22 protein-coding genes are annotated in these 22,517 nt (G+C 68.5%); 12 read left to right on the top strand and 10 right to left on the bottom strand.

Annotated elements, in window-relative coordinates; translation table 11 throughout:
- Positions 1 to 147 precede the first annotated feature (147 nt).
- From rpsF to dnaB, 4 genes are all read left to right on the top strand, one after another.
- Positions 148 to 615 (top strand): 30S ribosomal protein S6, encoded by a 468-nt coding sequence (gene rpsF, locus KY661_RS13075; RefSeq protein ID WP_225410519.1) that lies wholly within the window; start codon positions 148 to 150, stop codon positions 613 to 615.
- A 45-nt stretch (positions 616 to 660) separates the two neighbouring features.
- A complete protein-coding gene (gene rpsR, locus KY661_RS13070) occupies positions 661 to 1,098 on the top strand; it encodes a 30S ribosomal protein S18 (protein ID WP_075007191.1) in 438 nt (145 codons plus the stop codon).
- 27 nt (positions 1,099 to 1,125) lie between these two features.
- The gene (rplI, locus tag KY661_RS13065) at positions 1,126 to 1,569 is read left to right on the top strand and encodes a 50S ribosomal protein L9 (protein WP_093518247.1); all 444 of its coding nucleotides are present in this window, start codon (positions 1,126 to 1,128) and stop codon (positions 1,567 to 1,569) included.
- A 96-nt stretch (positions 1,570 to 1,665) separates the two neighbouring features.
- Positions 1,666 to 3,048 carry a replicative DNA helicase gene (gene dnaB / locus KY661_RS13060; RefSeq protein WP_075007193.1) on the top strand — a complete coding sequence of 461 codons (1,383 nt, stop codon included), beginning with the start codon at positions 1,666 to 1,668 and terminating at the stop codon, positions 3,046 to 3,048.
- A 12-nt stretch (positions 3,049 to 3,060) separates the two neighbouring features.
- Here dnaB and thiD read toward each other — a convergent pair whose 3' ends face one another.
- Both thiD and KY661_RS13050 read right to left on the bottom strand, forming a co-directional pair.
- The gene (gene thiD / locus KY661_RS13055; protein WP_225410518.1) at positions 3,061 to 3,792 is read right to left on the bottom strand and encodes a bifunctional hydroxymethylpyrimidine kinase/phosphomethylpyrimidine kinase; all 732 of its coding nucleotides are present in this window, start codon (positions 3,790 to 3,792) and stop codon (positions 3,061 to 3,063) included.
- A gap of 5 nt (positions 3,793 to 3,797) precedes the next feature.
- Positions 3,798 to 4,565 carry a gamma-glutamyl-gamma-aminobutyrate hydrolase family protein gene (locus tag KY661_RS13050; protein WP_225410517.1) on the bottom strand — a complete coding sequence of 256 codons (768 nt, stop codon included), beginning with the start codon at positions 4,563 to 4,565 and terminating at the stop codon, positions 3,798 to 3,800.
- A gap of 187 nt (positions 4,566 to 4,752) precedes the next feature.
- Between KY661_RS13050 and KY661_RS13045 the strand changes: the two genes are divergently transcribed.
- From KY661_RS13045 to KY661_RS13035, 3 genes are read left to right on the top strand one after another with little or no spacing between them, the layout of a single operon-like run.
- On the top strand, positions 4,753 to 5,061 hold the full coding sequence (locus KY661_RS13045; RefSeq protein ID WP_225410516.1) for a hypothetical protein: 309 nt from the start codon (positions 4,753 to 4,755) through the stop codon (positions 5,059 to 5,061).
- Positions 5,058 to 5,369: a DUF1844 domain-containing protein gene (locus KY661_RS13040; RefSeq protein WP_083423224.1), complete on the top strand. Its 312-nt coding sequence runs from the start codon at positions 5,058 to 5,060 to the stop codon at positions 5,367 to 5,369. The genes KY661_RS13045 and KY661_RS13040 overlap by 4 nt, the downstream gene beginning before the upstream one ends.
- Complete coding sequence (locus tag KY661_RS13035; RefSeq protein ID WP_225410515.1) at positions 5,366 to 6,007, top strand: hypothetical protein; 642 nt, start codon at positions 5,366 to 5,368, stop codon at positions 6,005 to 6,007. Before KY661_RS13040 ends, KY661_RS13035 begins: the two co-directional genes overlap by 4 nt.
- A gap of 14 nt (positions 6,008 to 6,021) precedes the next feature.
- Here KY661_RS13035 and KY661_RS13030 read toward each other — a convergent pair whose 3' ends face one another.
- From KY661_RS13030 to KY661_RS13010, 5 genes are all read right to left on the bottom strand, one after another.
- Positions 6,022 to 6,588, bottom strand: coding sequence for an acyltransferase (locus KY661_RS13030; protein ID WP_225410712.1), 567 nt, complete (start codon positions 6,586 to 6,588; stop codon positions 6,022 to 6,024).
- Between the two features lie 60 nt (positions 6,589 to 6,648).
- A complete protein-coding gene (locus KY661_RS13025; protein WP_225410514.1) occupies positions 6,649 to 7,158 on the bottom strand; it encodes an FHA domain-containing protein in 510 nt (169 codons plus the stop codon).
- A gap of 137 nt (positions 7,159 to 7,295) precedes the next feature.
- On the bottom strand, positions 7,296 to 8,147 hold the full coding sequence (gene fghA / locus KY661_RS13020; RefSeq protein ID WP_225410513.1) for an S-formylglutathione hydrolase: 852 nt from the start codon (positions 8,145 to 8,147) through the stop codon (positions 7,296 to 7,298).
- A 2-nt stretch (positions 8,148 to 8,149) separates the two neighbouring features.
- Positions 8,150 to 9,259, bottom strand: coding sequence for an S-(hydroxymethyl)glutathione dehydrogenase/class III alcohol dehydrogenase (locus tag KY661_RS13015; RefSeq protein WP_225410512.1), 1,110 nt, complete (start codon positions 9,257 to 9,259; stop codon positions 8,150 to 8,152).
- A 53-nt stretch (positions 9,260 to 9,312) separates the two neighbouring features.
- Positions 9,313 to 10,158 (bottom strand): SIR2 family NAD-dependent protein deacylase, encoded by an 846-nt coding sequence (locus KY661_RS13010; RefSeq protein ID WP_225410511.1) that lies wholly within the window; start codon positions 10,156 to 10,158, stop codon positions 9,313 to 9,315.
- 94 nt (positions 10,159 to 10,252) lie between these two features.
- Between KY661_RS13010 and KY661_RS13005 the strand changes: the two genes are divergently transcribed.
- A complete protein-coding gene (locus KY661_RS13005; protein ID WP_225410510.1) occupies positions 10,253 to 11,032 on the top strand; it encodes a dienelactone hydrolase family protein in 780 nt (259 codons plus the stop codon).
- 23 nt (positions 11,033 to 11,055) lie between these two features.
- Here the strand turns inward: KY661_RS13005 and KY661_RS13000 are convergent, their stop codons facing one another.
- A complete protein-coding gene (locus tag KY661_RS13000; protein WP_225410509.1) occupies positions 11,056 to 11,568 on the bottom strand; it encodes a hypothetical protein in 513 nt (170 codons plus the stop codon).
- Positions 11,569 to 11,796: 228 nt separating this feature from the next.
- Between KY661_RS13000 and clpB the strand changes: the two genes are divergently transcribed.
- A complete protein-coding gene (gene clpB, locus KY661_RS12995; protein WP_225410508.1) occupies positions 11,797 to 14,427 on the top strand; it encodes an ATP-dependent chaperone ClpB in 2,631 nt (876 codons plus the stop codon).
- 53 nt (positions 14,428 to 14,480) lie between these two features.
- Here the strand turns inward: clpB and KY661_RS12990 are convergent, their stop codons facing one another.
- Positions 14,481 to 15,413, bottom strand: coding sequence for a sigma-70 family RNA polymerase sigma factor (locus KY661_RS12990; protein ID WP_225410507.1), 933 nt, complete (start codon positions 15,411 to 15,413; stop codon positions 14,481 to 14,483).
- Between the two features lie 391 nt (positions 15,414 to 15,804).
- Here KY661_RS12990 and KY661_RS12985 point away from each other — a divergent pair, with 391 nt between their 5' ends.
- Complete coding sequence (locus tag KY661_RS12985) at positions 15,805 to 19,608, top strand: bifunctional serine/threonine-protein kinase/formylglycine-generating enzyme family protein (protein WP_317987255.1); 3,804 nt, start codon at positions 15,805 to 15,807, stop codon at positions 19,606 to 19,608.
- Positions 19,609 to 19,950: 342 nt separating this feature from the next.
- Complete coding sequence (locus tag KY661_RS12980; RefSeq protein ID WP_225410505.1) at positions 19,951 to 20,865, top strand: ADYC domain-containing protein; 915 nt, start codon at positions 19,951 to 19,953, stop codon at positions 20,863 to 20,865.
- Between the two features lie 39 nt (positions 20,866 to 20,904).
- Here KY661_RS12980 and KY661_RS12975 read toward each other — a convergent pair whose 3' ends face one another.
- Entirely contained in the window at positions 20,905 to 21,318 is a 414-nt protein-coding gene (locus KY661_RS12975; RefSeq protein WP_075007206.1) for an arginine repressor, read from the bottom strand.
- A 192-nt stretch (positions 21,319 to 21,510) separates the two neighbouring features.
- Between KY661_RS12975 and KY661_RS12970 the strand changes: the two genes are divergently transcribed.
- Positions 21,511 to 22,515: an N-acetylornithine carbamoyltransferase gene (locus KY661_RS12970; RefSeq protein ID WP_075007207.1), complete on the top strand. Its 1,005-nt coding sequence runs from the start codon at positions 21,511 to 21,513 to the stop codon at positions 22,513 to 22,515.
- The last annotated feature ends 2 nt before the right edge of the window (positions 22,516 to 22,517 follow it).

The following is a 22,517-nucleotide window of genomic DNA, read 5'->3' as shown; positions in this document are numbered from 1 at the left end:
ACCTTCCCGTGTTCGTGCACGGGACGAACGCGAAGGCAACGGGCGTGAGACGTTCCCGTTCCCGGCGGCAGGCCTCATGGGCCGGCTGACCGTTTCCCCGCTCCCCGGATTGGCCGGGGGGCACTCGACCCCAAGGGGAGAGAACACATGGCTGAAACGACGGCCGCGCAGCGGCTTCGTGAGTACGAGACCATCTTCCTGGTCAAGCCCGACCTGACCGACGACAACGTGGACCGCCTCAAGGAGCGCGTCCGCGGCATCGTCAACCGCGAGGGCGGCAAGCTCATCCGCTTCACGGTGTGGGGCAAGAAGAAGACCCTGTACCCCGTGGCCAAGCAGCCCCGCGCCATCTACGTGCACACCCACTTCCTGGGTGACTCGAAGCTGGTGGCCGAGGTGGAGCGCAACCTCCGCAACCTCGATGAGGTCACCCGCTACCTGTCCGTGAAGCTGGCGGACGAGGTGGACCCCGAGTCCCGCCCGGTGCTCGAGGACGTGAAGATGGCCGGAGACGTGGAGGAGACCCGTCCGGGCGCTCCCGAGCGTGAGCCCTTCCGCGCCGAGCCGGCCGAAGAGGCCGTCGACACCGAGGAGGAGGCCCCCGAGGAGGCTTAATCGCCCCTTGGCCTTCCACGGACCTTTTCGAGAACGAGAACATTCATGAACGGTACGGATAACAAGACGTCTTCTGGAGCGGGCGCGCGCAGCGGCGGGTCGGGCGGCGGCGGCCGGGGTGGCGGTTTCGGCGGTGGCGACCGGGGCGGTGACCGCGGCGGTTTCGGCGGTGGCGACCGGGGCGGTGACCGCGGCGGCTTCGGCGGTGGTGACCGGGACCGCGGCGGCGATCGCGGCATGGACGATGACAAGCGGGGCGGACGCGGCTTTGGCCGCAAGAAGGTCTGCCGCTTCTGCGCCGAGAAGAACGCCAAGGTGGACTTCAAGGATCAGGCCACGCTGAAGTACTTCGTCACCGAGCGCGGCAAGATCATCCCCCGCCGCATCTCCGGCAACTGCGCCAAGCACCAGCGCGAGGTGGCGGTGGCCATCAAGCGCGCCCGCGGCCTGGCGCTCCTTCCCTACAACGCGATGGTCGGCTAACCCCGTCCGGGACTTCGGAGACAACACATGAAGGTCATTCTTCGTGAGGACATCGACGGCCTCGGCAAGTCCGGTGAGCTGGTCACGGTCAAGGACGGCTTCGGCCGCAACTTCCTCCTGCCCCGCAAGAAGGCGGTGCTCGCCAACGAGCAGAACATCCGCCAGTTGGAGCACGAGCAGGGCGTCATCACCGCGCGCAACGCCAAGCTGAAGGGCGCTGCCGAGGAGAGCGCCAAGAAGCTCGGCTCCGTGCAGGTGGTCATCAAGCGCAAGGTGGGCGAGCAGGACAAGCTGTTCGGCTCCGTCACCGCGCTGGACATCGCCGAGGCGCTCGCCGCCCAGGGCCAGCAGGTGGACCGCCGCGGGCTGCACCTGCCCGAGCCCATCAAGACGGTGGGCAAGCACGAGGTGGAGCTGCGCCTGCACCGGGACGTCGTCGCCAAGATCAAGGTCGACGTGCAGCCCGAGTAGCAAGCGTCCTACCTTTCGCACACCGAGGGCCGTCCGGGTTCACCGGGCGGCCCTCTTCTTTTGTCAGCGCCCCCTGTAGACTGGTGAGCAGCAGCCATGTCCAACGTCCTTGATGGTCGGGAAGGTCGGCGGGTCCACGAGGATCTCGCCGCAGAGCGCGCGGTGCTGGGGGCCGTGCTGGCGGACAACAGCCTCATCGCGAGCGTGGCGGAGGTCGTCGCATCCGACGACTTCTCCAGCCCGGCCCACTCGGCCATCTTCGCGGCGATGCTCAAGCTGGACGGCTCCCAGCGGTCGGTGGACCACCTGACCCTGGCCGAGGAGCTGAAGGTGCTGGGGCACCTGGCCGCGGTGGGCGGCCCCGCCTACCTCATGACGCTGGACCAGGTGGTGCCGCTGGCCAGCAACGCCGTCCAGTACGCCAAGATCGTCAGCGACCAGGCCATCCGCCGGCGCCTGGCGCTGGTGGGCCGCGAAATCATGGAGATGGCCAGCCAGGAGACGGGCGACGTCGAAGTCGTCGTCGACGAGGCGGCCCGGAAGATGTTCCTCCTGGCCGAGAAGCGCCGGGAAGGCGACCTGCTGCCGGTCAGCGACTTGATGGAGCAGACGCTCAACCTGCTCGACAAGATGAAGGCCTCCGCCTCGGGCGTGACGGGCCTGTCCACGGGCTACGTGGACCTGGACATGCAGCTGACCGGCCTGCACGGCGGCGAGCTCATCATCCTCGCGGCCCGCCCCGGCATCGGCAAGACGTCGCTGGCGATGAACATCGCCATGCACGCGGCGCTGGAGGAAGACCCCAAGGCGGTGGCCATCTTCAGCCTGGAAATGCCCTCGGATCAGCTCCTCATGCGTCTGCTGGCCTCCAGCGCGCGCGTGGACATGAAGAAGCTGCGCGGCGGCCGGCTCACGCAGCACGACGAGGAGAAGTTCCAGGAGATGGCGGGCAAGCTCTACAACGCCCCCATCTACATCGACGACTCGGGCGGTCTGTCCCCGTTCGACTTGCGCGCCAAGGCGCGGCGGCTCAAGCAGAAGGACTCGCGGCTGTCGCTCATCGTCATCGACTACCTCCAGCTCATGCACCAGAAGGGCAAGGTGGAGAGCCGCCAGTTGGAGGTGTCCGAGATCTCCCGTGGCCTCAAGCAGCTCGCCAAGGAGCTGGAGGTGCCCATCATCGCTCTCAGCCAGCTCAACCGTAAGGTGGAGGAGCGCAAGGGCGGCAAGCCCATGCTCAGCGACCTGCGCGAGTCCGGCTCCATCGAGCAGGACGCCGACGTGGTGATGTTCATCCACCGCGAGGAGCCGGAGGAAGGCGCCGAGGGCGGCGGCGACGGTGGCCGCTCGAGCACCGTCATCCCCGTGGAGCTCATCATCGCCAAGCAGCGCAACGGCCCGGTGGGCTCGATCGATCTCGTCTTCCTCTCGGAGTTCACCCGCTTCGAGAGCCGCGCCCGGGGCGACTTCCAGCAGTAACCCCCGCGCGCCCTACTCCGCCCCCGTCCGCACGTACCGGGTCACGAAGGCCTTGGCCCGGCGCGCGGCGGCATCCACCGGCCTCCCCCGCCCCAGCTCCACCGCGAAGGCCGAGGCCAACCGGCACCCCGTCCCCCGCAGCCCGGCGGGCCGAGTGAAGCGGGTCCCCGCCAGGAGCCGCGTCTGGCCGGGCACGCACAGCACGTCCACGGCCCCGCGCGCCCGGTGCCCGCCCTTCACGAGCACCGCGCCGAAGCCCAGGGAGACCAGGCGCTCGCCCGCCTCGGCCGCCTCCTCCACGGTGCGCACCGCGGGCTGCCCCAGCAGCCACGCCGCCTCCTCCAGGTTGGGGGTGAGCGCGACGCGAGGCCCCGCCAGCGCCAGGTAGTGCCGCGCGCTCAAGCGCGAGAGGCGCTGCCCCCGGGAGCTTCGCACCACCGGGTCCACCACCCACCAGGCCTCCACGCCCCGCAGGGCCTCGCGCAGGGCCTTCAGGCGGAGGGCATCCGGCACCACGCCCAGCTTCACCGCGTGCAGCGGGCCCAGCTCGCGCGCCGCGGCCACCTGGGCGCGCAGCACCCGCGGCGGGGTGGGCTCGGTGTGGAAGGTGGTGAGCCCCTGCGCCGTCTGCACGGTGGGCACAGCCACCGGGGCGGCGCCCAGGGCCCGCGCCGTGGCGAGATCCGCCAGCAGCCCGGCCCGGCCCGTGGGCTCATGGCCCGCGAGCAACAACACGCGAGGCATCGCTCTCACCGCCGGTGGTCACGCGCTTTCTGGATGAAGACCTTGTAGAGGCCGCCGTGCACCGGGAGGTTGTGGATCATGTACTCCGGGTGCCACTGCACGCCCACCGCGAACAGGTGGGCGGTGGACTCGATGGCCTCGATGACGCCATCCGAGGACACGGCGCTCACGTTCACCTGCGGCCCCGGCTTCTTCACGGCCTGGTGGTGCGTGGAGTTCACCATGAGCTGGCCCCGGCCCACGGCCTCCGCGAGCAGCGAGCCCTCGCGTACATCCACCGGGTGCTGGGGCTGGGCACGGTCATGCTTCTGCTGGTGCTCGCGGGCTTCGGGCAGCTCGCGGGCAATGTCCTGGTGGAGCGTTCCGCCCAGCACCACGTTGAGCAGCTGCATGCCACCGCAGATGCCCAGCACGGGCATGTTGCGCTTGAGCGCCGAGCGCATCAGCGCGGTCTCGAAGGCGGTCCGCCCCTCCTTCAGGGGGCCCATCCCCTCCCCGGACGTCTCCCCGTAGGCCTCGGCGGGAATGTCGAACGCCCCGCCGGTGACGAGCACGCCCGAGACGCGGTCCAGGTACGCCTCCACGCACAGTGGGTCATCCGTGTACGGCAGCACGAAGGGCAGCCCGCCCGAGCGCAGCACCGCCTCCGCATAGGGCACCTTCAGCTCGTAGCGGGCGAAGGGCGAGTCCGGGGTTGCATCGGACCAGTCAGGGGTGATGCCGATGTTGGGGCGGCGCGGCGGCAGCCCGTGGTGTCTCAGGGGAGGCGTCATGGAGCATTCCGGAGGCTATTGCGCCACCGGCGCGTGTCAAACGGGGCCCCCAGGGCGAGGGCGTGGGGAAGCGAAAGACAATCCGAGACGTTCATCGGCTCCCAGGAGAAGGACGGGCGGCGTTGACAGGCGGGCCCTCTGCTATAAGGTGGCGCGCCCTTTTCCAAGAGATTCCGAGGATTTGAACATGGCGGACACCCTGGACCCGAAGCACCTCGATAAGCGCACCGCGGAGCGCTACCTGCGCAGCGGCCAGCTGGACGAGGGGACCTATGAACGCCACATCAAGGAGCTGCCGGACGTGGCCGAGAAGTCCGTCCCCGTGGAGACCGCGATGGACGGCGAGGAGTTCTTCGACGACGAGGACGACGAGGCCGACGACGAGGGTGGCGAGGGCGAGGAGGCCGCTGCGGACGACGCCGAGGACGGTGACGACGAAGACGAGGACGAGGACGAGGCGGCCGGCGACGCCGCGGGGGACACGGAAAACCCATGACCGACGAGAAGCGGGGCGAGACGTTCGTGATGCGGGGCGAGACGCAGCCCACGGGAAGTGAGGCCCCTATCGCCTTCACGACCTTCATCATCGGGCTGGCCTCCTCCGCTCTCATCCATCTGGGAGACACGCCCAATCCGGAGACGGGCCTCACCGAGCGCAACGTGGGGCTGGCCCGTCAGAGCCTGGATCTGCTGGCGATGCTGCACGTGAAGACCCGCGGCAACCTCACCGAGGAGGAGGAGAAGCTGTTCAACACCCTCCTCACCGACTTGCGCCTGCGGTTCGTGGAGGCAAGCAAGCGGTGAACACGCCCCCCTCCGCCCCGCGCAAGGGCCTGCCCCGCGGCGTCCACGTCGCGGCAGTGCTGTGCCTCATCCTGTCCGGACTGACGGGGATGTTCGCGGCCGTGGAGGCCACCAACCTCACCCACCTGTCCGACCTCCGCGAGGAAGCCCCGCCGCGCATGAGCGCACTCGGCGACCCGGCCGTCATCGAGAAGGTGGTGCAGGCGCAGATCTCCGCCCTGGAGCCCATGCGCGAGCCCCGCTCGTTGATTCTGGGGGCCCTGGCGGTGGCGTGCGCGTTCACCTTCGTGGCCGCGGGGAGAATCCTCCGGCCCGCGGGGCTGCCCCTGGAGGGCATGCGCCGGTTGCTGGGAGGCGCCGCCATCGCCGCCGCCGTGCTGCGCACCATCGACGGCGCGCAGTGGATGGTGGTCGTCAAGCGCGTGGGCATCGTCATGGCCGAGGCGCTGGGCACGCTGCCCGAGTTCCAGCACCCCACCACCGCCGAGCAGGTGAAGAGCACGGTGCCCGTGCTGATGTCCGCCGGCACCCTGGCCCAGACCATCTTCGTCGCCGGGGCCTTCGTGCTGATCGGCCAGTACTTCCGCAGCGACCGGGTCCGCGCGGCGGTGACGGCCCAGGACGGCCTCCGGGAGTAGCCCCCCCCGAGCGCTCAGCGCTTCTCGCGCCGGTCCCCCACCACCCGGGCCGGCACCCCGGCCACGATGGCCCACGCGGGCACATCCCGCGTCACCACCGCCCCCATGCCCACCACCGCGTGGTCCCCCACCGTCACCCCGTCGGTGATGCCCGCGTTGGCGCCAATCCACACGTCCGCGCCCACGCGAATGCCCCGGGACGTCACCGGCTGCTCGCGGATAGGCCGATCCGGCGCCAAGCCATGGTTGAAGGCGTAGAGGGCCGCCCCCGAGGCGATGCGCGTGCCATCCCCGATGTGGATGCCCCCTGCCCCCCCGTCCAGGCTGGCGCGGGCGTTGATGCTCACACCGCGCCCCAGCACCGCGGGGCCATGAAGGAAGGTGTCGGCCGCGATGCTCGAGCCCGGGCCAATGACGAGCGTGCGCCCGAGCTCGGCGAACAGCCGGGCCTCGGGGGCCACGAAGCAGCCCTCGGCGATCTGGATCGTCTCCAGGGCCATGAAGCGGGCTTGGACTTCCTGCTGCCAGGCCTCCGCCCACGCCCGGTGCCGGGGCTTCAGCGAGAAGTAGAGCCAGGGCATCCACGAGAGCCGGCGCTTGTGCTGCTCGCGCCGGAGGGCCTTCAGGTCATCCACGGCGCCTCAGCGGTTGAGCTTCCCGCCAGGCGGGGCGCCCGGAAAGGACCGGACCATGCGGGTGAACACCCAGTCCACGAAGGACTCGGGGAGCAGGAACAGCACGCGGACATCCCCGAAGCCCAGGCTGGCGCCGCTCGTCAGCGGGGCGGGCAGCCGGGGGCTGACGCGGGCCCCATCCACGAAGGAACCGTTCTGGCTCTCCGCATCGTTCAGGTACCACACGCCCGTGCGCTCCTCCTGCTGGAAGGAGGCGTGGAAGCGGCTCACCGTGGAGTCATCCAGCATGATGTCGTTGTTGGCCGCGCGCCCCACGGTGATGCCAAACGCCAGGCCCGAGGGCCGGGCATGCTCGACCTTGCGCACCTCGAAGATGAGCGGATCCGACGAGGTGGGGCGCTGCGAGCAGACGCCCGAGTGCGTCACCCACTGCAGCTCGTGCGACTGAGCCGGCGGCGTCTCCCACACCAGCAAGGGCGAGCGCACCTGCGTGAGAAAGCCGGCCCGGTCATTCAAGACGCTTCGAGCCGCGGCGGAAAAATTGAGTGGCAAAGGCGCCGTCCCCTTGGCTCCCGGAAGAGCCGGGAGCCTTTGATCACACAGGCCCAACTATAGAGAAAACATTGGACCCAGGGCCAGTCGCCGCCACGGGCTCACGCATTCAGCGCGGCGGCGTGGTGGCGCAGGTGATCCTCCATGAAGGTGGAGACGAAAAAGTAACTGTGGTCGTAGCCCTCCTGCATGCGCAGGGTGAGGGGTTGTCCCACGGCGGCACAGGCCTCGCGGAGCTGCTCGGGCAGCAGCTGCTCGGCGAGGAACTTGTCCCGCGTGCCCTGATCCACGAGCAGCGCGGGCAAGGGCTGGCGCAGACCGCGCACCAGCTCGCTGGCATCCCACGCCTTCCACGCCTCGGTGTCCGGCCCGAGGTAGCCCCCGAACGCCTTCTTCCCCCAAGGGCAGCGCATGGGCGCGGCGATGGGGGCGAACGCGGAGACGGAGCGGTACCGGCCCGGCTGGCGCAGCGCGCAGACGAGCGCCCCATGGCCCCCCATGGAGTGCCCGAAAATGCCCTCGCGATCCGGGCGGGCAGGCAGGTGCCCGGTCACCAGCGCGGGCAGCTCCTGCGTGACATACGTGTACATGAGGTAGCGCGAGGCCCAGGGCGCCTGGGTGGCATCCACGTAGAAGCCCGCCCCGGTGCCGAAGTCCCACGCATCGTCCTCGCCGGGGAGGCCCGCGCCGCGCGGGCTGGTGTCGGGGGCCACGAGCATCACCCCCAGCTCCGCGGCGAGCCGTTGGGCGCCTCCCTTGGCCAGGAAGGTCTCCTCCGTGCAGGTGAGCCCCGCCAGGTAGTAGAGCACCGGCACCTTGCGGGAGGCGGCCTGGGGCGGCGTGAAGACGCCGAAGCGCATCTCCCCGCCACAGGCCTGCGAGACATGCCGGTAGAAGGCCACGCTGCCACCGAAGCAGCGGTGTTCCGACGCGAGCGTCAGGGGCGAGCTCATGCTCAGTACCTCACCACGCTGCGGATGGACTCCCCGCGGTGCATCATGTCGAAGGCCTGGGAGATGTTCTCCAGCGGCACCGTGTGGGTGATGAGCGGGTCGATCTGGATCTTCCCCTCCATGTACCAGTCCACGATGCGGGGCACGTCCGTGCGGCCGCGCGCGCCGCCGAAGGCCGAGCCCTTCCACACGCGCCCGGTGACGAGCTGGAACGGCCGGGTGCTGATCTCCTGCCCCGCGGCCGCCACGCCGATGATGATGCTCTCGCCCCAGCCCTTGTGGCAGCACTCCAGGGCCTGGCGCATCGTCTGCACGTTGCCGATGCACTCGAAGCTGTAGTCCGCCCCACCCTTGGTGAGGTCCACCAGGTACTTCACGAGATCGCCCCCCACTTCCTTGGGGTTCACGAAGTGCGTCATGCCGAGCTTCGTGGCGAGCTCGCGCCGCGCGGGGTTGATGTCCACCCCGATGATCATGTTCGCGCCCACCATGCGCGCGCCCTGGATCACGTTGAGCCCGATGCCACCCAGGCCGAAGACGACCACGTTGCTGCCGGGCTTCACCTGGGCGGTGTAGACGACGGCGCCGATGCCGGTGGTCACCCCGCAGCCGATGTAGCAGACCTTCTCGAAGGGCGCGTCCTCGCGGATCTTCGCCACGGCGATCTCTGGGAGCACCGTGTACTGGGCGAAGGTGGAGGTGCCCATGTAGTGGTGGAGGCGCGTCTTGCCGAGCTTGAACCGGCTGGTGCCATCGGGCATCAGCCCCTGGCCCTGCGTCTGGCGGATGGCCTGGCAGAGGTTCGTCCGGCGCGACAGGCAGTACTCACACTGCCGGCACTCCGGGGTATAGAGGGGAATGACGTGGTCCCCCCGCTTCACCGAAGTGACTCCGGGCCCCACGTCCACCACCACCCCGGCCCCCTCGTGGCCCAGGATGGCCGGGAAGAGCCCCTCGGGATCCTTGCCCGACAGGGTGTAGTCATCGGTGTGGCAGACCCCGGTGGCCTTCAGCTCCACGAGCACTTCGCCCGCCTTGGGCCCCTCGAGCTGCACCGTCTCGATGCTCAAGGGCTTGCCCGCCTCGAACGCGACCGCCGCGCGAACGTCCATGGTCTCTCCCGCTGCCGTTGGCCCTCCGGAAGTGAAGGGCGATGGAGCAGCAACTATCGAAGTTGCCGCCCCGGATCCAATTCCTCTGCGATGGCGCGCAGGCCCGCCAGGGCCGTCACCGGCAGGCCGATGCCCTGGGGAGGGACCTGGGGCTCGCGCACGTTGAGGCGGATGAGCGTCCCCCGCCCCGCCGAGGCCACCTGCTCGCAAAACCGCCGCACCGAGGGAATGGCCGTGCCCGCCCCGCACTCGATGACCGCCAGCTTTCCGGGCGTCACCGTCTCCAGCCACGCCACGAGCCGTTGCTCCTGCTCCTCGGTGCGCGCGGAATCCCAGCCTCCATCCCCGAACATGAGGATGTTGGGCCGCAAGAGCGCGCCGCAGGAGGGACACGTGGGCAGGGGCGCCTCGGCCCGGAACGTCTCGGGCTCCACCTGCACCGCGTACGGGTCCGCGGGGAAGATGCCCCCGCATCCGCCCAGGCACTGCATGGCGTGGATGGAACCGTGGATCTCCAGGATCCGGTCCTCGGCAAAGCCCGCCTTCTGGAACTGCCCGTCCACGTTGGAGGTGAAGACGAAGGCGCCCCGCGGCATGCGCTCGGCCCAGGCGCGCAGCAGCGCGAACCCAGGGTGCGGCGCCGTCGCGCGGTACAGCCCGAGCCGGTGGCCATAGAACCCCCAGGCGAAGGAAGGGTCTTTCTGGAACCACCGGGGATTGGCCATGGCGGCGAAGTCGAGGCCGAGCTTCGCGTAGGCGGGATAGGCCCGCCAGAAGCCTTCACTCCCCCGGAAGTCTGGCAGGCCTGAGTCCACCCCCATCCCCGCCCCGGCTCCGATGAGGAGCGCTTCGGCGGAGCGGAGGACATCGGCGGCGCGGCGGAGGTCGTTTGAGCTCATGAGGCGCGGGAGAGCGTAACAAATTGACTTGCAGTCCCGAGACACCCGGAGCAGTCATCACGCGCTTTTCGACACCTCTCCAAAGGAGCAGGACATGACGCGAGTACTGGGAGTGCTGGTGGGCCTGATGGCCCTGACGGCGGCGGCCAAGCCGGTGCAGAAGCCGGTGAAGTATGAGCTGGACGGGACGAAGTTCGAGGGCGTGCTGGTCTACGACGACTCCGTGAAGAAGCCGCGGCCGGGGCTCGTCATGGTCCCCAACTGGCTGGGCATCAACGAGGCCACCCTGAAGATGGCCACGAACGTGGCCGGCAAGCAGTACATCGTCTTCGTCACCGACATGTACGGCGAGGCCGTGCGCCCCAAGAATCAGCAGGAGGCGGGCCAGGCGGCCGGCGCGGTGAAGGGCGACCGCAAGCTCATGCGCGCGCGCGTGAACAAGGGGCTGGAGCTGCTGCGCGCCGAGGGCAAGGCGGCGAAGCTCGACGACAAAAAGGTGGGCGCCATCGGGTTCTGCTTCGGCGGCACCAGCGTGCTGGAGCTGGCGCGCAGCGGCGCCAACGTGGCGGGCGTGGTGTCCTTCCACGGCGGCCTGGATGCGCCGGCGCCCGCAGCCGAGAACGCCCTCACCGCCAAGGTGCTGGCGCTGCACGGCGCGGATGACCCGTTCGTCCCCGCCACCGAGGTGAAGGGCTTCGAGGACGAGATGCGCAAGGCCAAGGCGGACTGGGAGCTGGTGTCCTACGGCGGCGCGGTGCACAGCTTCACCGAGCCGGAGGCCAACGCGCCGGGCCAGGCCCACTACAACGCCAAGGTGGCCAAGCGGGCCTTCCAGGCGATGAACAACTTCTTCGCCGAGGCGTTCGGGGGCTAAGCCCCCTCCGGGCCGAAGGGCCCTCAGGCCGCGTCGGACGCGAGCAGCTTCGCCTGAGGGCTCGGCAGCAGGACTTCCAGCCGCTCCTCCGCGTCCAGCGCATCCAGCGCCAGCACCGCGCTGGAGGAGACCCAGGGCAGCCCCACCAGTTCCTCACGCTTCAGCCCGAACACGTACGCCAGATGCCCCAGGGGCCAGCGCGAGCGCATGTAAGCGAAGGCCGCCTCGTCCATCTCCTCCATGGGGGTGGACAGCTCCACCTCGTCGTACACCACCCGGTCCCCCCCCACGCGGCGGCCATTGCCGTAGGCGATGACCTCCTCCTGGGTGGTGGGCTCGTAGACGTACGCATGCACGGTGGCATTGGCCACGCGGGACAGGAGCTGGGGCAGCTTTCCGTGCGTGGCATACCAGGAGGCGTCCGGCGCGCGCGGGCCCGTGAAGGCCAGCCGCACCACCTTGCGCCGCCGGATCACCGAGACGTGCAGGGGGGGCAAGCCACCCGAGAAGCCTTCGCTTGCCAGCGCCTCGCGCACCAGCCGGACGAGCTCCAGCCGACTGAACGATTCGATCCGGATGAGGTAACCGCCATGTGCTTCCAGTGTGTGCCCCCCAGCGAAAGGCGCGCGGCCTATAACCTCTGAGCCGCCCCGGAGCAATCCCGCCAACGGGAATCTTCCGGGTTTCCTATTGGCTCACAATATTCCAGCCTCCCCACCCAGATTCGAACTTGCCAAGGGGTCTTCGACCCTTACGGTAAGGACATGCGACTCGACAAATACACGGTGAAGGCGCAGGAGGCGATCCAGGCGGGTCAGACCCTGGCCCGTCGTGCGGACAACCCCAGCTACGAGCCCGAGCACCTGGCGGCCGCGCTGCTGGAGCAGAAGGACGGCATCGTGGAGCCCGTGCTGCGGAAGATCGGCGCGGACTCGAAGCTGTTCGCGGCGCGGTTGGGTGAGGCGCTCGAAAAGATCCCCCGCATGCAGGGTGGCGAGAGCGCGCTGCTCAGCCAGCGTCTGCTGAAGACGTTCGACAAGGCCGAGGACGAGGCCAAGGGGCTCAAGGACGAGTTCATCTCGTCCGAGCACCTGCTGCTGGCGCTGACGCACGACAAGGGCACGGTGGGCGAGGTGCTCAAGTCCTCCGGCGTCACGCGGGAGCGCGTGATGTCCGGCCTGAAGGACGTGCGCGGCTCGGCCCGGGTGACCAGCCAGGACGCGGAGTCCACCTACCAGGCGCTGGAGAAGTACGGGCGGGATCTGACGGCCTCGGCCCGCGCGGGCAAGCTGGATCCGGTCATCGGCCGGGACGAGGAGATCCGCCGCTGCATCCAGGTGCTCAGCCGCCGCACGAAGAACAACCCGGTGCTCATCGGTGAGCCGGGCGTGGGCAAGACGGCCATCGCCGAGGGCATGGCGCGGCGCATCGTCGATGGGGACGTGCCCGAGAGCCTGAAGAACAAGCGGCTCATCACCCTGGACCTGGGCTCCATGGTGGCCGGCGCGAAGTACCGCGGTGAGTTCGAGGAGCGCCTCAAGGCGGTCCTCAAGGAAGTGTCCGATGCGGCCGGTGAAATCATCCTGTTCATCGACGAGATGCACACCCTGGTGGGCGCGGGCAAGGCCGAGGGCGCGATGGACGCGGGCAACATGCTCAAGCCGGCGCTGGCGCGCGGCGAGCTGCACTGCATCGGCGCCACCACGCTGGATGAGTACCGCAAGCACATCGAGAAGGACGCGGCCCTGGAGCGGCGCTTCCAGCCGGTCATGGTGGGCGAGCCCTCCGTGCACGACACCATCAGCATCCTGCGCGGCCTGAAGGAGCGCTACGAGGTGCACCACGGCGTGCGCATCCAGGACCAGGCCTTGGTGGCCGCCGCCAACCTCTCGCACCGCTACATCGCCGACCGGTTCCTGCCCGACAAGGCGATCGACCTGGTGGACGAGGCCTCCAGCCGGCTGCGCATCGAGATCGACTCGATGCCCACGGAGATCGACGACATCCGCCGGAAGATGACCCAGCTGGAGATCGAACGGCAGGGCCTGAAGAAGGAGACGGATCCGCACTCCCAGGAGCGGCTGGGCCAGATCGAGAAGGAGCTGGCCAACTTCAGCGAGCGCTTCACCTCGCTCAAGGCGCACTGGGACGCGGAGAAGACGGCCATCACGGGCATCCGCGCGCTGAAGGAGAAACTGGAGAAGGCCAAGAACGACCAGGCGGCGGCCGAGCGTCAGGGCGACCTGAACCGCGCCGCGGAGCTGAAGTTCGGCGTCCTGCCCTCGCTGGAGAAGGAGGTGGCGGCGCAGAACGCGAAGCTGGCCGAGCTCCAGAAGAGCCAGAAGTTCCTCAAGGAGGAGGTGGACGCGGAGGACATCGCCGAGGTGGTGGCCAAGTGGACGCACATCCCGGTGTCCAAGCTCTTGGAGGGCGAGGTCCAGAAGCTGGTGAAGATGGAGGACCGGCTGGCGGACCGGGTGATTGGGCAGCGCAGCGCCATCGAGGCGGTGTCCAACGCGGTGCGCCGCGCGCGCAGCGGGTTGCAGGATCCGAACCGGCCCATCGGCTCGTTCATCTTCCTGGGCCCCACGGGCGTGGGAAAGACCGAGACGGCCAAGGCGCTGGCGGAGTTCCTCTTCGATGACGACACCTCGATGATCCGCATCGACATGTCCGAGTACATGGAGAAGCACTCCGTGGCCCGGCTCGTCGGCGCGCCTCCGGGCTACGTCGGCTACGACGAGGGCGGCCAGCTCACCGAGGCCGTGCGGCGGCGGCCCTACTCCGTCATCCTGTTCGATGAAATCGAGAAGGCGCACCACGATGTCTTCAACATCCTGCTGCAGATTCTCGACGAGGGCCGGCTGACGGACAGCCAGGGCCGCACGGTGGACTTCAAGAACACGGTGCTCATCCTCACCTCCAACATCGGCTCCCAGGCGCTGCAGGAGGGCATGGCGGGCAAGGAGACGCTGGACGAGCGGACGCGGGGCGAGGTGATGGAGGCGCTGCGAGGGCACTTCCGGCCCGAGTTCCTCAACCGCGTGGACGAGATCGTCCTCTTCGAGCCGCTCAAGCGCTCGGAGATCCACCGCATCGTCGACCTGCAGCTCGCACGGCTCCAGAAGCTGATGGCGGACAAGCGGCTGACGCTGGAGCTGACGGACGCGGCGCGCAACCTCCTGGGCGAGCGGGGGTATGACCCGACGTACGGGGCGCGGCCCCTGAAGCGCGTCATCCAGAAGCACCTGATGGACCCGCTGGCGCTCAAGGTGCTGGGCGGTGAGTTCCTGCCGGGAGACCACATCCAGGCGGATGTCGTCGGCGAGGGGCTCACCTTCGGCAAGGTGCTCGTGGACAACACCCGCGAGGGCCGGGCCACCCGGACCGCCTGAGCGGCACAGTCCTGAGCAGCCTCCACATGGGGGGACGTGGCCCGTAAGCCTGGCTACGTCCCGTCATCGTCATCGTCGTCGTCATCGTCATCCAGGACCTGGCTGAAGCCCTCGTCGAAGTGGCTCTCGATGGCGGCCAGGAGGCTGTCGAACTCGCCGGAGGACAGCCGGAGCCGCTCTTTCAAGCGGCTCTTGGTGCCCTCGAACACGGTGTGCCGAGCGCTCTTGATCCAGCGGGAGATCGTCGACTGGTTGACCCGGAAGAGCGGCCCCATCTCGGTGGTCGACAGCCGGTCGATGAAGTGCAGCCGCAGCAGGTGCCGCTGGTCCTGGGTGAGCGATATGACGGCCTCGCGCACCGCCTGCCGGAACTCCCTGTGGTAGCGGCGTTTGATCAGATCCAGCTCCGCGTTCGTGCCCGGCTCCGACAGTGCCTCGACGATCGTCAGCACGTTTTCCTCGGGCACCTCGCGGGCCACGCCTCCCTGCTTGAGGGCCATGCGGACCGCGATGACCCGGAGCCAGCTCAGCAACGCCCCCCGGCCCGTGTATTCCATGAGCCGGGGGCGCGATTGGGCCGTCCCCACCAGCAGATGGATGCGCACGAGCTGGCAGACATCATCCAGGATGGGCTCCGGCAGCCGGAGGTATCCCAGCAACTGGGGCACCTTGCCCAGGTAGTGATGCTCCAGTTCCTGCAAGGCTCCCGGCACCTCCTGCCCACAGGCACAGGCGAGATAAAGGTCTGGCAGCACCAGCTGCTCCAGCAGACCCGCAACCGGTCCCGCCAGCTCGGTGCTGGAGAGCTTCAGCGAGAGGTGCCGGACGAAGACCTCCGGGGGCACCGCCACACGGGGCCACGGCGCCCGCGCGGTGTCCCACGCGCGGCGCAGCAAGGCCTCCAGTGCAGCCACATCATCGGCACCGGTGACACGGGAAGGGGCGTTGTTCAGAAATGTTGTGGCGAGGGTGAACGGCTCCACCATGTTTTCCCATCCTACCCATCTCGTCCCCAGGTACCCACTGCCTTGACGGGTGGACATGGGATGGTGTCGTCTTCGTGCATTAGATTGACACCTTGGGTCACTCATGCCGCGTACTGCTGGCTCGCCCGAGCCACAATGCTTGACCGACGAGCTTCTCGCGGAATTGATTGATGGCCGCCTCCCCCCGGAGGAACTCTCCCGCGTACACCACCATGCGGCGGTCTGCGCCGACTGCCATGCCTTGCTGGTCACGGTGGTCCGCGGAGGCGTGCAACCTCAGGGGCTTGACGAGCCCCCGCTGGAGGGCCCTAAGACCCTGGAACCGGAGCCCTCCTCCGAACTCCCGGAAAAGGCCTGGGTCCCTCCGGACACGTTTGATGAATTCCGCCTCGTGCAGCTGCTCGGCCGGGGGGCGATGGGCGTCGTCTACCTCGCGCACGACACCTCCCTGGACCGGCAAGTCGCGGTCAAGTTCATCGCCTCACATCAGCCCCATGCCCGGGCCCTCGAACACTTTCGAATCGAGGTGCGCGCCATCGCGCGGGTGCAGCATCCCAACGTCGTCACCGCCTTCCGGGTGGGAGAGGTGGCGGGACGGCCCTACCTCGTCTCCGAATACCTGGCCGGCCAGAGTCTGGCGGACATGCCGCTGCCCTTGCCCTGGCGCCGCGCGCGGGTGATGGGATTGGGCATGGCCCGGGGGCTCGCGGCGGCCCACCGCCAGGGCGTGCTCCACCGCGACCTCAAGCCCGCCAACGTCTTTCTCACCGCCGAAGGCGAGGTGAAGCTGCTCGACTTCGGCCTGGCCGAACTCTTCGACGGGAAAACAGGGATTGGAGCGCCAGGCACCCGCACCCTCGCGGGCACGCCGAGGTACATGGCGCCCGAGCTCTTCCGGGGCCAGCTCGCAACCCCCCAGAGCGATCTCTATTCGTTGGGTGTCGTCCTCTACGAACTCTGCACGGGAACGCTCCCCTCCCCGCCTCGCACGCTTCCCCCCAAGGGCAACGGCCCGCCCGAAGCCCTTCCCACGAACGAGCAGACCCCGGAGAGAACGCCCTCCCTTCCGGAGCAGGTGCCAGGCATTGATCTCGACTTCGCAGCGCTCATCGAGCGCTGTCTCCATCTCAACCCTTCCGAACGCTTCGCTTCCGCGGAAGCGCTCCGTGTCGAGTTGGAGCGGCTCGGGCCATTCCTGGAAACGGACAGCATCCCGGATGCCAGCCCTTACCAGGGCTTGGCCTCGTTCGAAGCGGAGCACCGCGCGCTCTTCTTTGGCCGTGACGCCGACATTCGCGCCGTGCTCGACCGGCTGCGTCGGCACCCGGTGGTCCTCATCGCGGGTGATTCAGGTGTGGGCAAATCCTCGCTGTGCCGTGCCGGCATTCTGCCCCGCGTCGCCCAGGGGGCGCTCGATGACTACCTCGACTTTCGTCCGCTGACGTTGACGCCGGGCCGCCTGCCCCTCGCGGTGCTCGCCGCCACGCTGGCCCCTGTTCTTCACCGGACCGAGGCCGAGCTCATGGACCGGTTCACCGGAACACCAGGATGGTTGGGCGCTGCCCTCCGGGCCCTCCACCCAGACGGCCACGGGGTGCTCGTGTTCGTCGATCAGGCCGAAGAACTGGTGACCTTGAGCGAGCCCGCCCAAGCCGTTCGCTTCGCGGAACTTCTCGACGAATTGGCCCTGCCCGCGCCCGGCGTCCGGGTGCTGCTCACAGTCCGCGGCGACTTTCTCACCCGGTTGGGCGCCCTGCCCGGCATGAATTCGGCCATTGAGCGCTCGCTCTATCTGCTTCAGCACCTCAAGCCCGGAGGAATCCGCGAGGCCATCGTCGGCCCCGCGCGAAGCCGGGGCGTGAGCTTCGAATCCGAAGCGCTCTTGCAGACCCTGATTGACCAGACCTCTCAGGGCGCGGGCAGCTTGCCCCTGCTCCAGTTCACGCTGACCGAGCTGTGGGAGCGCCGCGATACCGCCCGCGCCCTCATTACCCGAGACACGCTGGAGGCCATGGGAGGAGTGGACGGCGCGCTCTCCCGGCATGCCGACACCGTGCTGGCACGGCTCACCCGCTTGGAGCAACAAGCCGCCCGTCACCTCTTGGGTCGGCTCATCACCCCGGAAGGCACACGCGGCGAACAAAGCGAAGCGGAACTCACTGCGGAGTCGCCCGAGGCGCGCGCCGCGCTCCGGGTTCTCATCGAAGGGCGCCTGCTGCATACCCGCACCACCGGCCATGACACACATTATGAGATCGCGCATGAGGCGCTGATCTCGAACTGGGGGACTTTGCGCCGCTGGCTCAACGAGGATGCCGGGCAACGGGTCATCCGGCAACGCCTCGCGATAGCGAGCACCGAGTGGGAGCGGCTGAATCAAGCCGAGGAACTGCTGTGGCGCGAGCGCCAGCTTGCCGAGGCCAGTGCCATCGAGCCGCTCAGCCTGAAGGGCCGGGAGCAGGCATTCCTCCGGGCCTCACGGCGAGCCCTACGCCGCCAGCGCAGACGCGTCTGGCTGAGCATGCTTCTGGTGGGACTCGTGGCGGGAAGCGCTTATGCGGGCCCGCGCCTGCAAGAGCACCTCAATACCCAGCAAGCCCTCCTGGGGATGCTGGAAGAGGCTCGGGCTTCGCTCCACGCCGGGCGGACGTTCGCGAAGCAGGCCACCGTCAACCGCGAGAAGGCCGTCGTGTTGTTCGATGGCCAGACTCCGGGCTGCGCCCCCTCCGTCCACGCGTTCGTCGACGAATTGGTTCAGACCGCGCTTCCATTGCCCGTGCAGCCCGAGGGAAAGCTTGGGCTCCCGTGCGCGCACCAGACCTTACTCCTGCGTGACCGGGTGGCCCGGGCGGAACACGCGTGGAGACAGGCACTCGGCGCGTTCGAGCAGGCGGAGCTGCGCTTCGCCGCCTCGGAGCGAAAGCTCGAAGATGTCCTCGAGCTGTCCTACCGGAACCCGGAAGCACGCCAACTCCTCACCGAGACCACCTACGAGCGCTTCTTGCTGGCCGAGCGCTTTCACCGGCAGGAGGACCGCAACCGGTTCGAGGAGCGGTTCAGACGGCTCACAGCCAACGATGCAGCGTCCAGAGACCTTCTCGATGTGCCCGCCACGGTAGAGATCGAAACCGTCCCCCCGGGTGCACGGGTCGAACTTGTCGCCAGTGGCGAAACGCTGAGAGCGCCTCGGGACCCTTCAGGCCGCGCGCACGGGATGCTGGGCCTGACGCCACTCGCCGGGTTGCCGCTCCGCCCGGGCTCGCACCAGCTGCGCATCACACAGGGGAACTTGCCCCCAGTCGATCTGCCCCTGCGTCTGGAGCGAGGAGAACACGCGCGCCTCCGGGTGGTGATTCCCGCCTTCGTGCCCGAGGGCTACACCTATATTCCCCCCGGCTGCTTCCTCATGGGCAGTGCCGACATCGAGCCCATGCGGCAATTCGAGGAGAGTCCTCCGATGTACCGGAAGTGCCTCCAAAAGGGGTTCTTCATCGGACGGACCGAGGTGACGCTCCAGGATTGGATGGACTATCTCGATGCGCTGGGTCCCAAGGCCGCAGCGCATAAGATTCTCGCGAGCCTCAACACCCGTGCAGAGACGGCGCTGGCATTGCGGAAACAGCCCCGGGGTGCATGGCAATTCTCGTTCCATCTGGCGGAAGAGGCCCCCCAACAACTGCTTGAGGGAAAGCCTCTTCACTACCCGCATCGGAAAAAGAATCAGACACAGGATTGGAGCCGTTTGCCCCTGGCAGGGGTCTCCGCGAGTGAGTTGGAGAAGTACCTCCAATGGCTCGATCAGTCGGGCCGGGTGAAGGGCGCCCGCCTGTGCAACGAGTCTGAATGGACTCGCGCGGCGCGGGGGGCGGATGACCGCCTGTTTCCCCACGGCAACAAGCTCGAACTGGACGATGCCAACCTCGACCAGACCTACGGCCGGCAGGTAGGCGCTTTTGGACCTGACGAGGCGGGGCGGCACCCGCGTTCCGACAGCCCTTGGAACCTCAGCGACATGGCGGGCAACATCTATGAAATCACGCAGCCCCTGTATCCCCAGCCGGGCGTCGTGCTGAAAGGGGGCGCTTGGTATTACCCCCCTGTGGCCGCGTACGTGGCGACGCGGCAGTTCGCCCCAGCCAGCATACAGGACATCCGGGTGGGGCTGCGCGTCTGCGCTTCGCTGCCCGCTCCCTGAGCGAGGGAGGGGCCGCGAGCGTGGAAGACGCCGTCGGCCGGAGCGGGGGGGAGGAAAGGCAGGCACAGAGGGCGACTGCATAGATTGGCCGAACCGTGCCTCCTCTTTGTAGTGCGGCACGAACCGCATCGGCCATCGCCCGGGACGCTTTGCCTCCCGGCAGGTGGTTTCCCTTCATCCCCAGCCAAAACATCCATGAAAAGACCGCTTTCGCTGCTTGTCTGCCTTTTGGTCAATTCGTCGTGGGCCTCTGGTCCTTCGCAGGACGCCGTGCGCCCCTCCACTCAGCCAGGCAAGCCGCCCCGGGTGGCCCCCTGTGGTGCCCCTGCGGATCCGATGCGCATGACGTGGCCCAATGGCTCCCAGCTGTGGGGAACCACGAAACTGACCTCCACCGAGGAGATGAGCAGTGTTCTGACCGCGGTGTCATTGACGGGTGTGCGATTGGAAGGTGCCCCACTCCAGAGCGTCCGTCTGGAGAACGGTTTCCTGGCGGCGCCCGACCTTGCCCCGGACAAGCTCACGGGTGCCATCTTCCAGGGCAAGGCCAGCGATGGAAGCCCGGTGGAGGTGGCGGTATGTGGCGCCGAGCCCTCGGCCCAGGATTCCTCCCTGCTCTCGTACCGCATCGAGATCTGGAGTCAGTCGAAGGAGGCCTGGGAAAACCCGTGCATCGCGACCCAGCGGATGCCCAATCCCAAGGCGCTCGCCGTGCAGAGCCTCTGGGATAAACGGGGGGCCAGCCGCGACGAGCCGGGAAAGTTCACCTTCGCCTGTGAAACGGGCGCCATCGCCAAGTGCATCCACTGGGGCTACAAGCCCTGGGCCACGAAGGACGGACAGCCGCTGAAGGACCTGCACCAGGCCTGCACGCGCATGGTCCGCGCGGACTACTGCGGCGATGGGCAGAGCCATACCCGTCAGGACCAGGTCATCGACATGTACGACGCCGTGGGCATCCAGGCCCGGACGACGGTGGCCTCCGCGCACTGGGTGCCCAGCAAGGCCTCCTTCGAAGCGGCCTGGACTCCCGAAGGTGCCTCGTGCCTGGCCCGCACCCGGGATGGACAGGAGGCCCAGACGGTCCTGAAGGAGTGCCCCGGGCGATTTGAAGTGGGCGAGCGGGATCTGGGAGAGGGCGACCACTGCGCCGTGCGCCTCAAGGCCCCGCGCGCCGGAATGGCGGCGCTGAGGAATCACTCTTACGGTCCGCAGCGCCCCGGTACGGCGACCGCGAAACTGAGCCACACCCCCTAAGCGCCACGCCGAAGCCCTGGGGAGGCGCTCCGGCCCTCCTCAGGGCATCAGCCGCAGGGACTGCTCGAGCTGCTCCCGCACCTCTCCCAGCCGCGAGGGGTGCTTCACCGCGATGAACACCGTGTCGTCCCCCGCGATGGTGCCGGCCACCCCTTCCATGCCCACCGCGCGGTCCACCATCACCCCGACAATCTGCGCGTAGCCCGGCGCCGTCTTGAGCACGAGCATGTTCGGCGGCGCCTCCATCACCGTGGCTCGCACCGGGGGCGCAGGGGCCCGCTCCACGCGTTGGTAGCGTCCATTCACCTTCTGGACGGACAGGCGCTTGAGGTGCCGGGAGAGCGTGGACTGGCTCGGCGCCTGTCCCTCCCCCTCCAGCAACTGCTGAAGCACCGCTTGGTCCGTGATCTCGTGGGCCTCCAGCAACCGGAGGATCGCTTCGTCCAGATCCATGCACGGGACGATGCATCCACCTGAATATGCATGCAAGGGCCTCGTGGAACTCCCCCTGAATATCCCTGGAAATTAATCTCTTGCGCTGCGCGTCGTGGTGAATACTATGCGCCCTTCCTGCGGGCAGGCGCATATTCATGCATGCATATGCAGGCTCATCCACCGCCCCCACGGGCACTGCGAGGAGTCACGATGAAGCACCTGACCCACATCCGGGATCTCGGCCCCGAGGGCGTCGAGACGATTCTGGCGAAGGCCGCCGCCTGGAAGGGCAAGCCCGCCGAGCCGCTGTTCCTGGGCCGCATCCTGGGCATGGTGTTCTTCAACCCCTCGCTGCGCACGCGCGCCTCGTTCGAGTCGGTGATGCTGCGCGGCAGCGGCAACGCCATCGTCCTGGACGTGGGCAATGGCGTGTGGAAGCTGGAGGACCGCCCCGGGGCCATCATGAATCAGGACCGCGCCGAGCACATCAAGGAGGCCGCGCCCGTGCTGTCGCGCTTCGTGGACATGCTCGGGGTGCGCACCTTCTCGGCCGGTGGGGACGACGAGCAGGACGAGGAGGATCCGGTCATCTCCGCCTTCCGCCGCCACGTCACCGTGCCCCTGGTGAGCATGGAGTCCGCGCGGGAGCACCCCTGCCAGGGGCTCGCGGACGTGCTCACGCTGCGCGAGAACTTCGGCTCCACGAAGAAGCTGCCGGTGACGCTCACCTGGGCGCCCCACATCAAGCCGCTGCCCAAGGCGGTGCCCAACTCCTTCCTGCTCACCGCCGCGGCGGCCGGCTGCGAGGTGCGCGTGGCGCATCCTCCCGGCTTCGAGCTGCACCCGGCGGTGCGCGCCGAGGCGGAGGCCTACGCCAAGGCCACGGGCGGCAGCGTCACCTACACGCATGACCAGAACGAGGCCCTGGCGGGCAGCCGCGCCGTCTACGCCAAGTCCTGGGGCCCGGCCACGCGCTCGGCGCACACCGCCGGGGACGTGTCCGCGCTGCTGGCCTCCCACGCGGACTGGATGCCCACGCGCCGCACCCTGTCGCGCGCCGCCGCGGACGCGCTGTTCCTCCACTGCCTGCCCGTGCGCCGCAACGTCGAGGTCGCCGACGAGGTGCTGGACCACCCGTCCAGCCGCGTCATCGACGAGGCGGAGAACCGCTTCCACGTCCAGCGCTCCATCCTCTCCTGGCTGCTGTCGGCCTGAGG

The sequence above is a fragment of the Allostigmatella hybrida genome (assembly GCF_020103775.1).
Lineage (GTDB): Bacteria > Myxococcota > Myxococcia > Myxococcales > Myxococcaceae > Hyalangium > Hyalangium aurantiaca.
This window is presented reverse-complemented; position numbering and strand designations above follow the sequence as displayed.

Coding starts and splice junctions, on each gene's coding strand:
- KY661_RS13005 (WP_225410510.1), top strand. CDS start 10,253: ATGACGCGAGTACTGGGAGTGCTGGTGGGCCTGATGGCCCTGACGGCG.
- thiD (WP_225410518.1), bottom strand. CDS start 3,792: ATGCCTCGCGTGTTGTTGCTCGCGGGCCATGAGCCCACGGGCCGGGCC.
- rpsR (WP_075007191.1), top strand. CDS start 661: ATGAACGGTACGGATAACAAGACGTCTTCTGGAGCGGGCGCGCGCAGC.
- dnaB (WP_075007193.1), top strand. CDS start 1,666: ATGTCCAACGTCCTTGATGGTCGGGAAGGTCGGCGGGTCCACGAGGAT.
- KY661_RS12980 (WP_225410505.1), top strand. CDS start 19,951: ATGACGTGGCCCAATGGCTCCCAGCTGTGGGGAACCACGAAACTGACC.
- clpB (WP_225410508.1), top strand. CDS start 11,797: ATGCGACTCGACAAATACACGGTGAAGGCGCAGGAGGCGATCCAGGCG.
- KY661_RS13045 (WP_225410516.1), top strand. CDS start 4,753: ATGGCGGACACCCTGGACCCGAAGCACCTCGATAAGCGCACCGCGGAG.
- KY661_RS12990 (WP_225410507.1), bottom strand. CDS start 15,413: ATGGTGGAGCCGTTCACCCTCGCCACAACATTTCTGAACAACGCCCCT.
- KY661_RS13040 (WP_083423224.1), top strand. CDS start 5,058: ATGACCGACGAGAAGCGGGGCGAGACGTTCGTGATGCGGGGCGAGACG.
- KY661_RS12975 (WP_075007206.1), bottom strand. CDS start 21,318: ATGGATCTGGACGAAGCGATCCTCCGGTTGCTGGAGGCCCACGAGATC.
- rplI (WP_093518247.1), top strand. CDS start 1,126: ATGAAGGTCATTCTTCGTGAGGACATCGACGGCCTCGGCAAGTCCGGT.
- KY661_RS12970 (WP_075007207.1), top strand. CDS start 21,511: ATGAAGCACCTGACCCACATCCGGGATCTCGGCCCCGAGGGCGTCGAG.
- KY661_RS13050 (WP_225410517.1), bottom strand. CDS start 4,565: ATGACGCCTCCCCTGAGACACCACGGGCTGCCGCCGCGCCGCCCCAAC.
- rpsF (WP_225410519.1), top strand. CDS start 148: ATGGCTGAAACGACGGCCGCGCAGCGGCTTCGTGAGTACGAGACCATC.
- KY661_RS13015 (WP_225410512.1), bottom strand. CDS start 9,259: ATGGACGTTCGCGCGGCGGTCGCGTTCGAGGCGGGCAAGCCCTTGAGC.
- KY661_RS13010 (WP_225410511.1), bottom strand. CDS start 10,158: ATGAGCTCAAACGACCTCCGCCGCGCCGCCGATGTCCTCCGCTCCGCC.
- KY661_RS13030 (WP_225410712.1), bottom strand. CDS start 6,588: ATGCCCTGGCTCTACTTCTCGCTGAAGCCCCGGCACCGGGCGTGGGCG.
- fghA (WP_225410513.1), bottom strand. CDS start 8,147: ATGAGCTCGCCCCTGACGCTCGCGTCGGAACACCGCTGCTTCGGTGGC.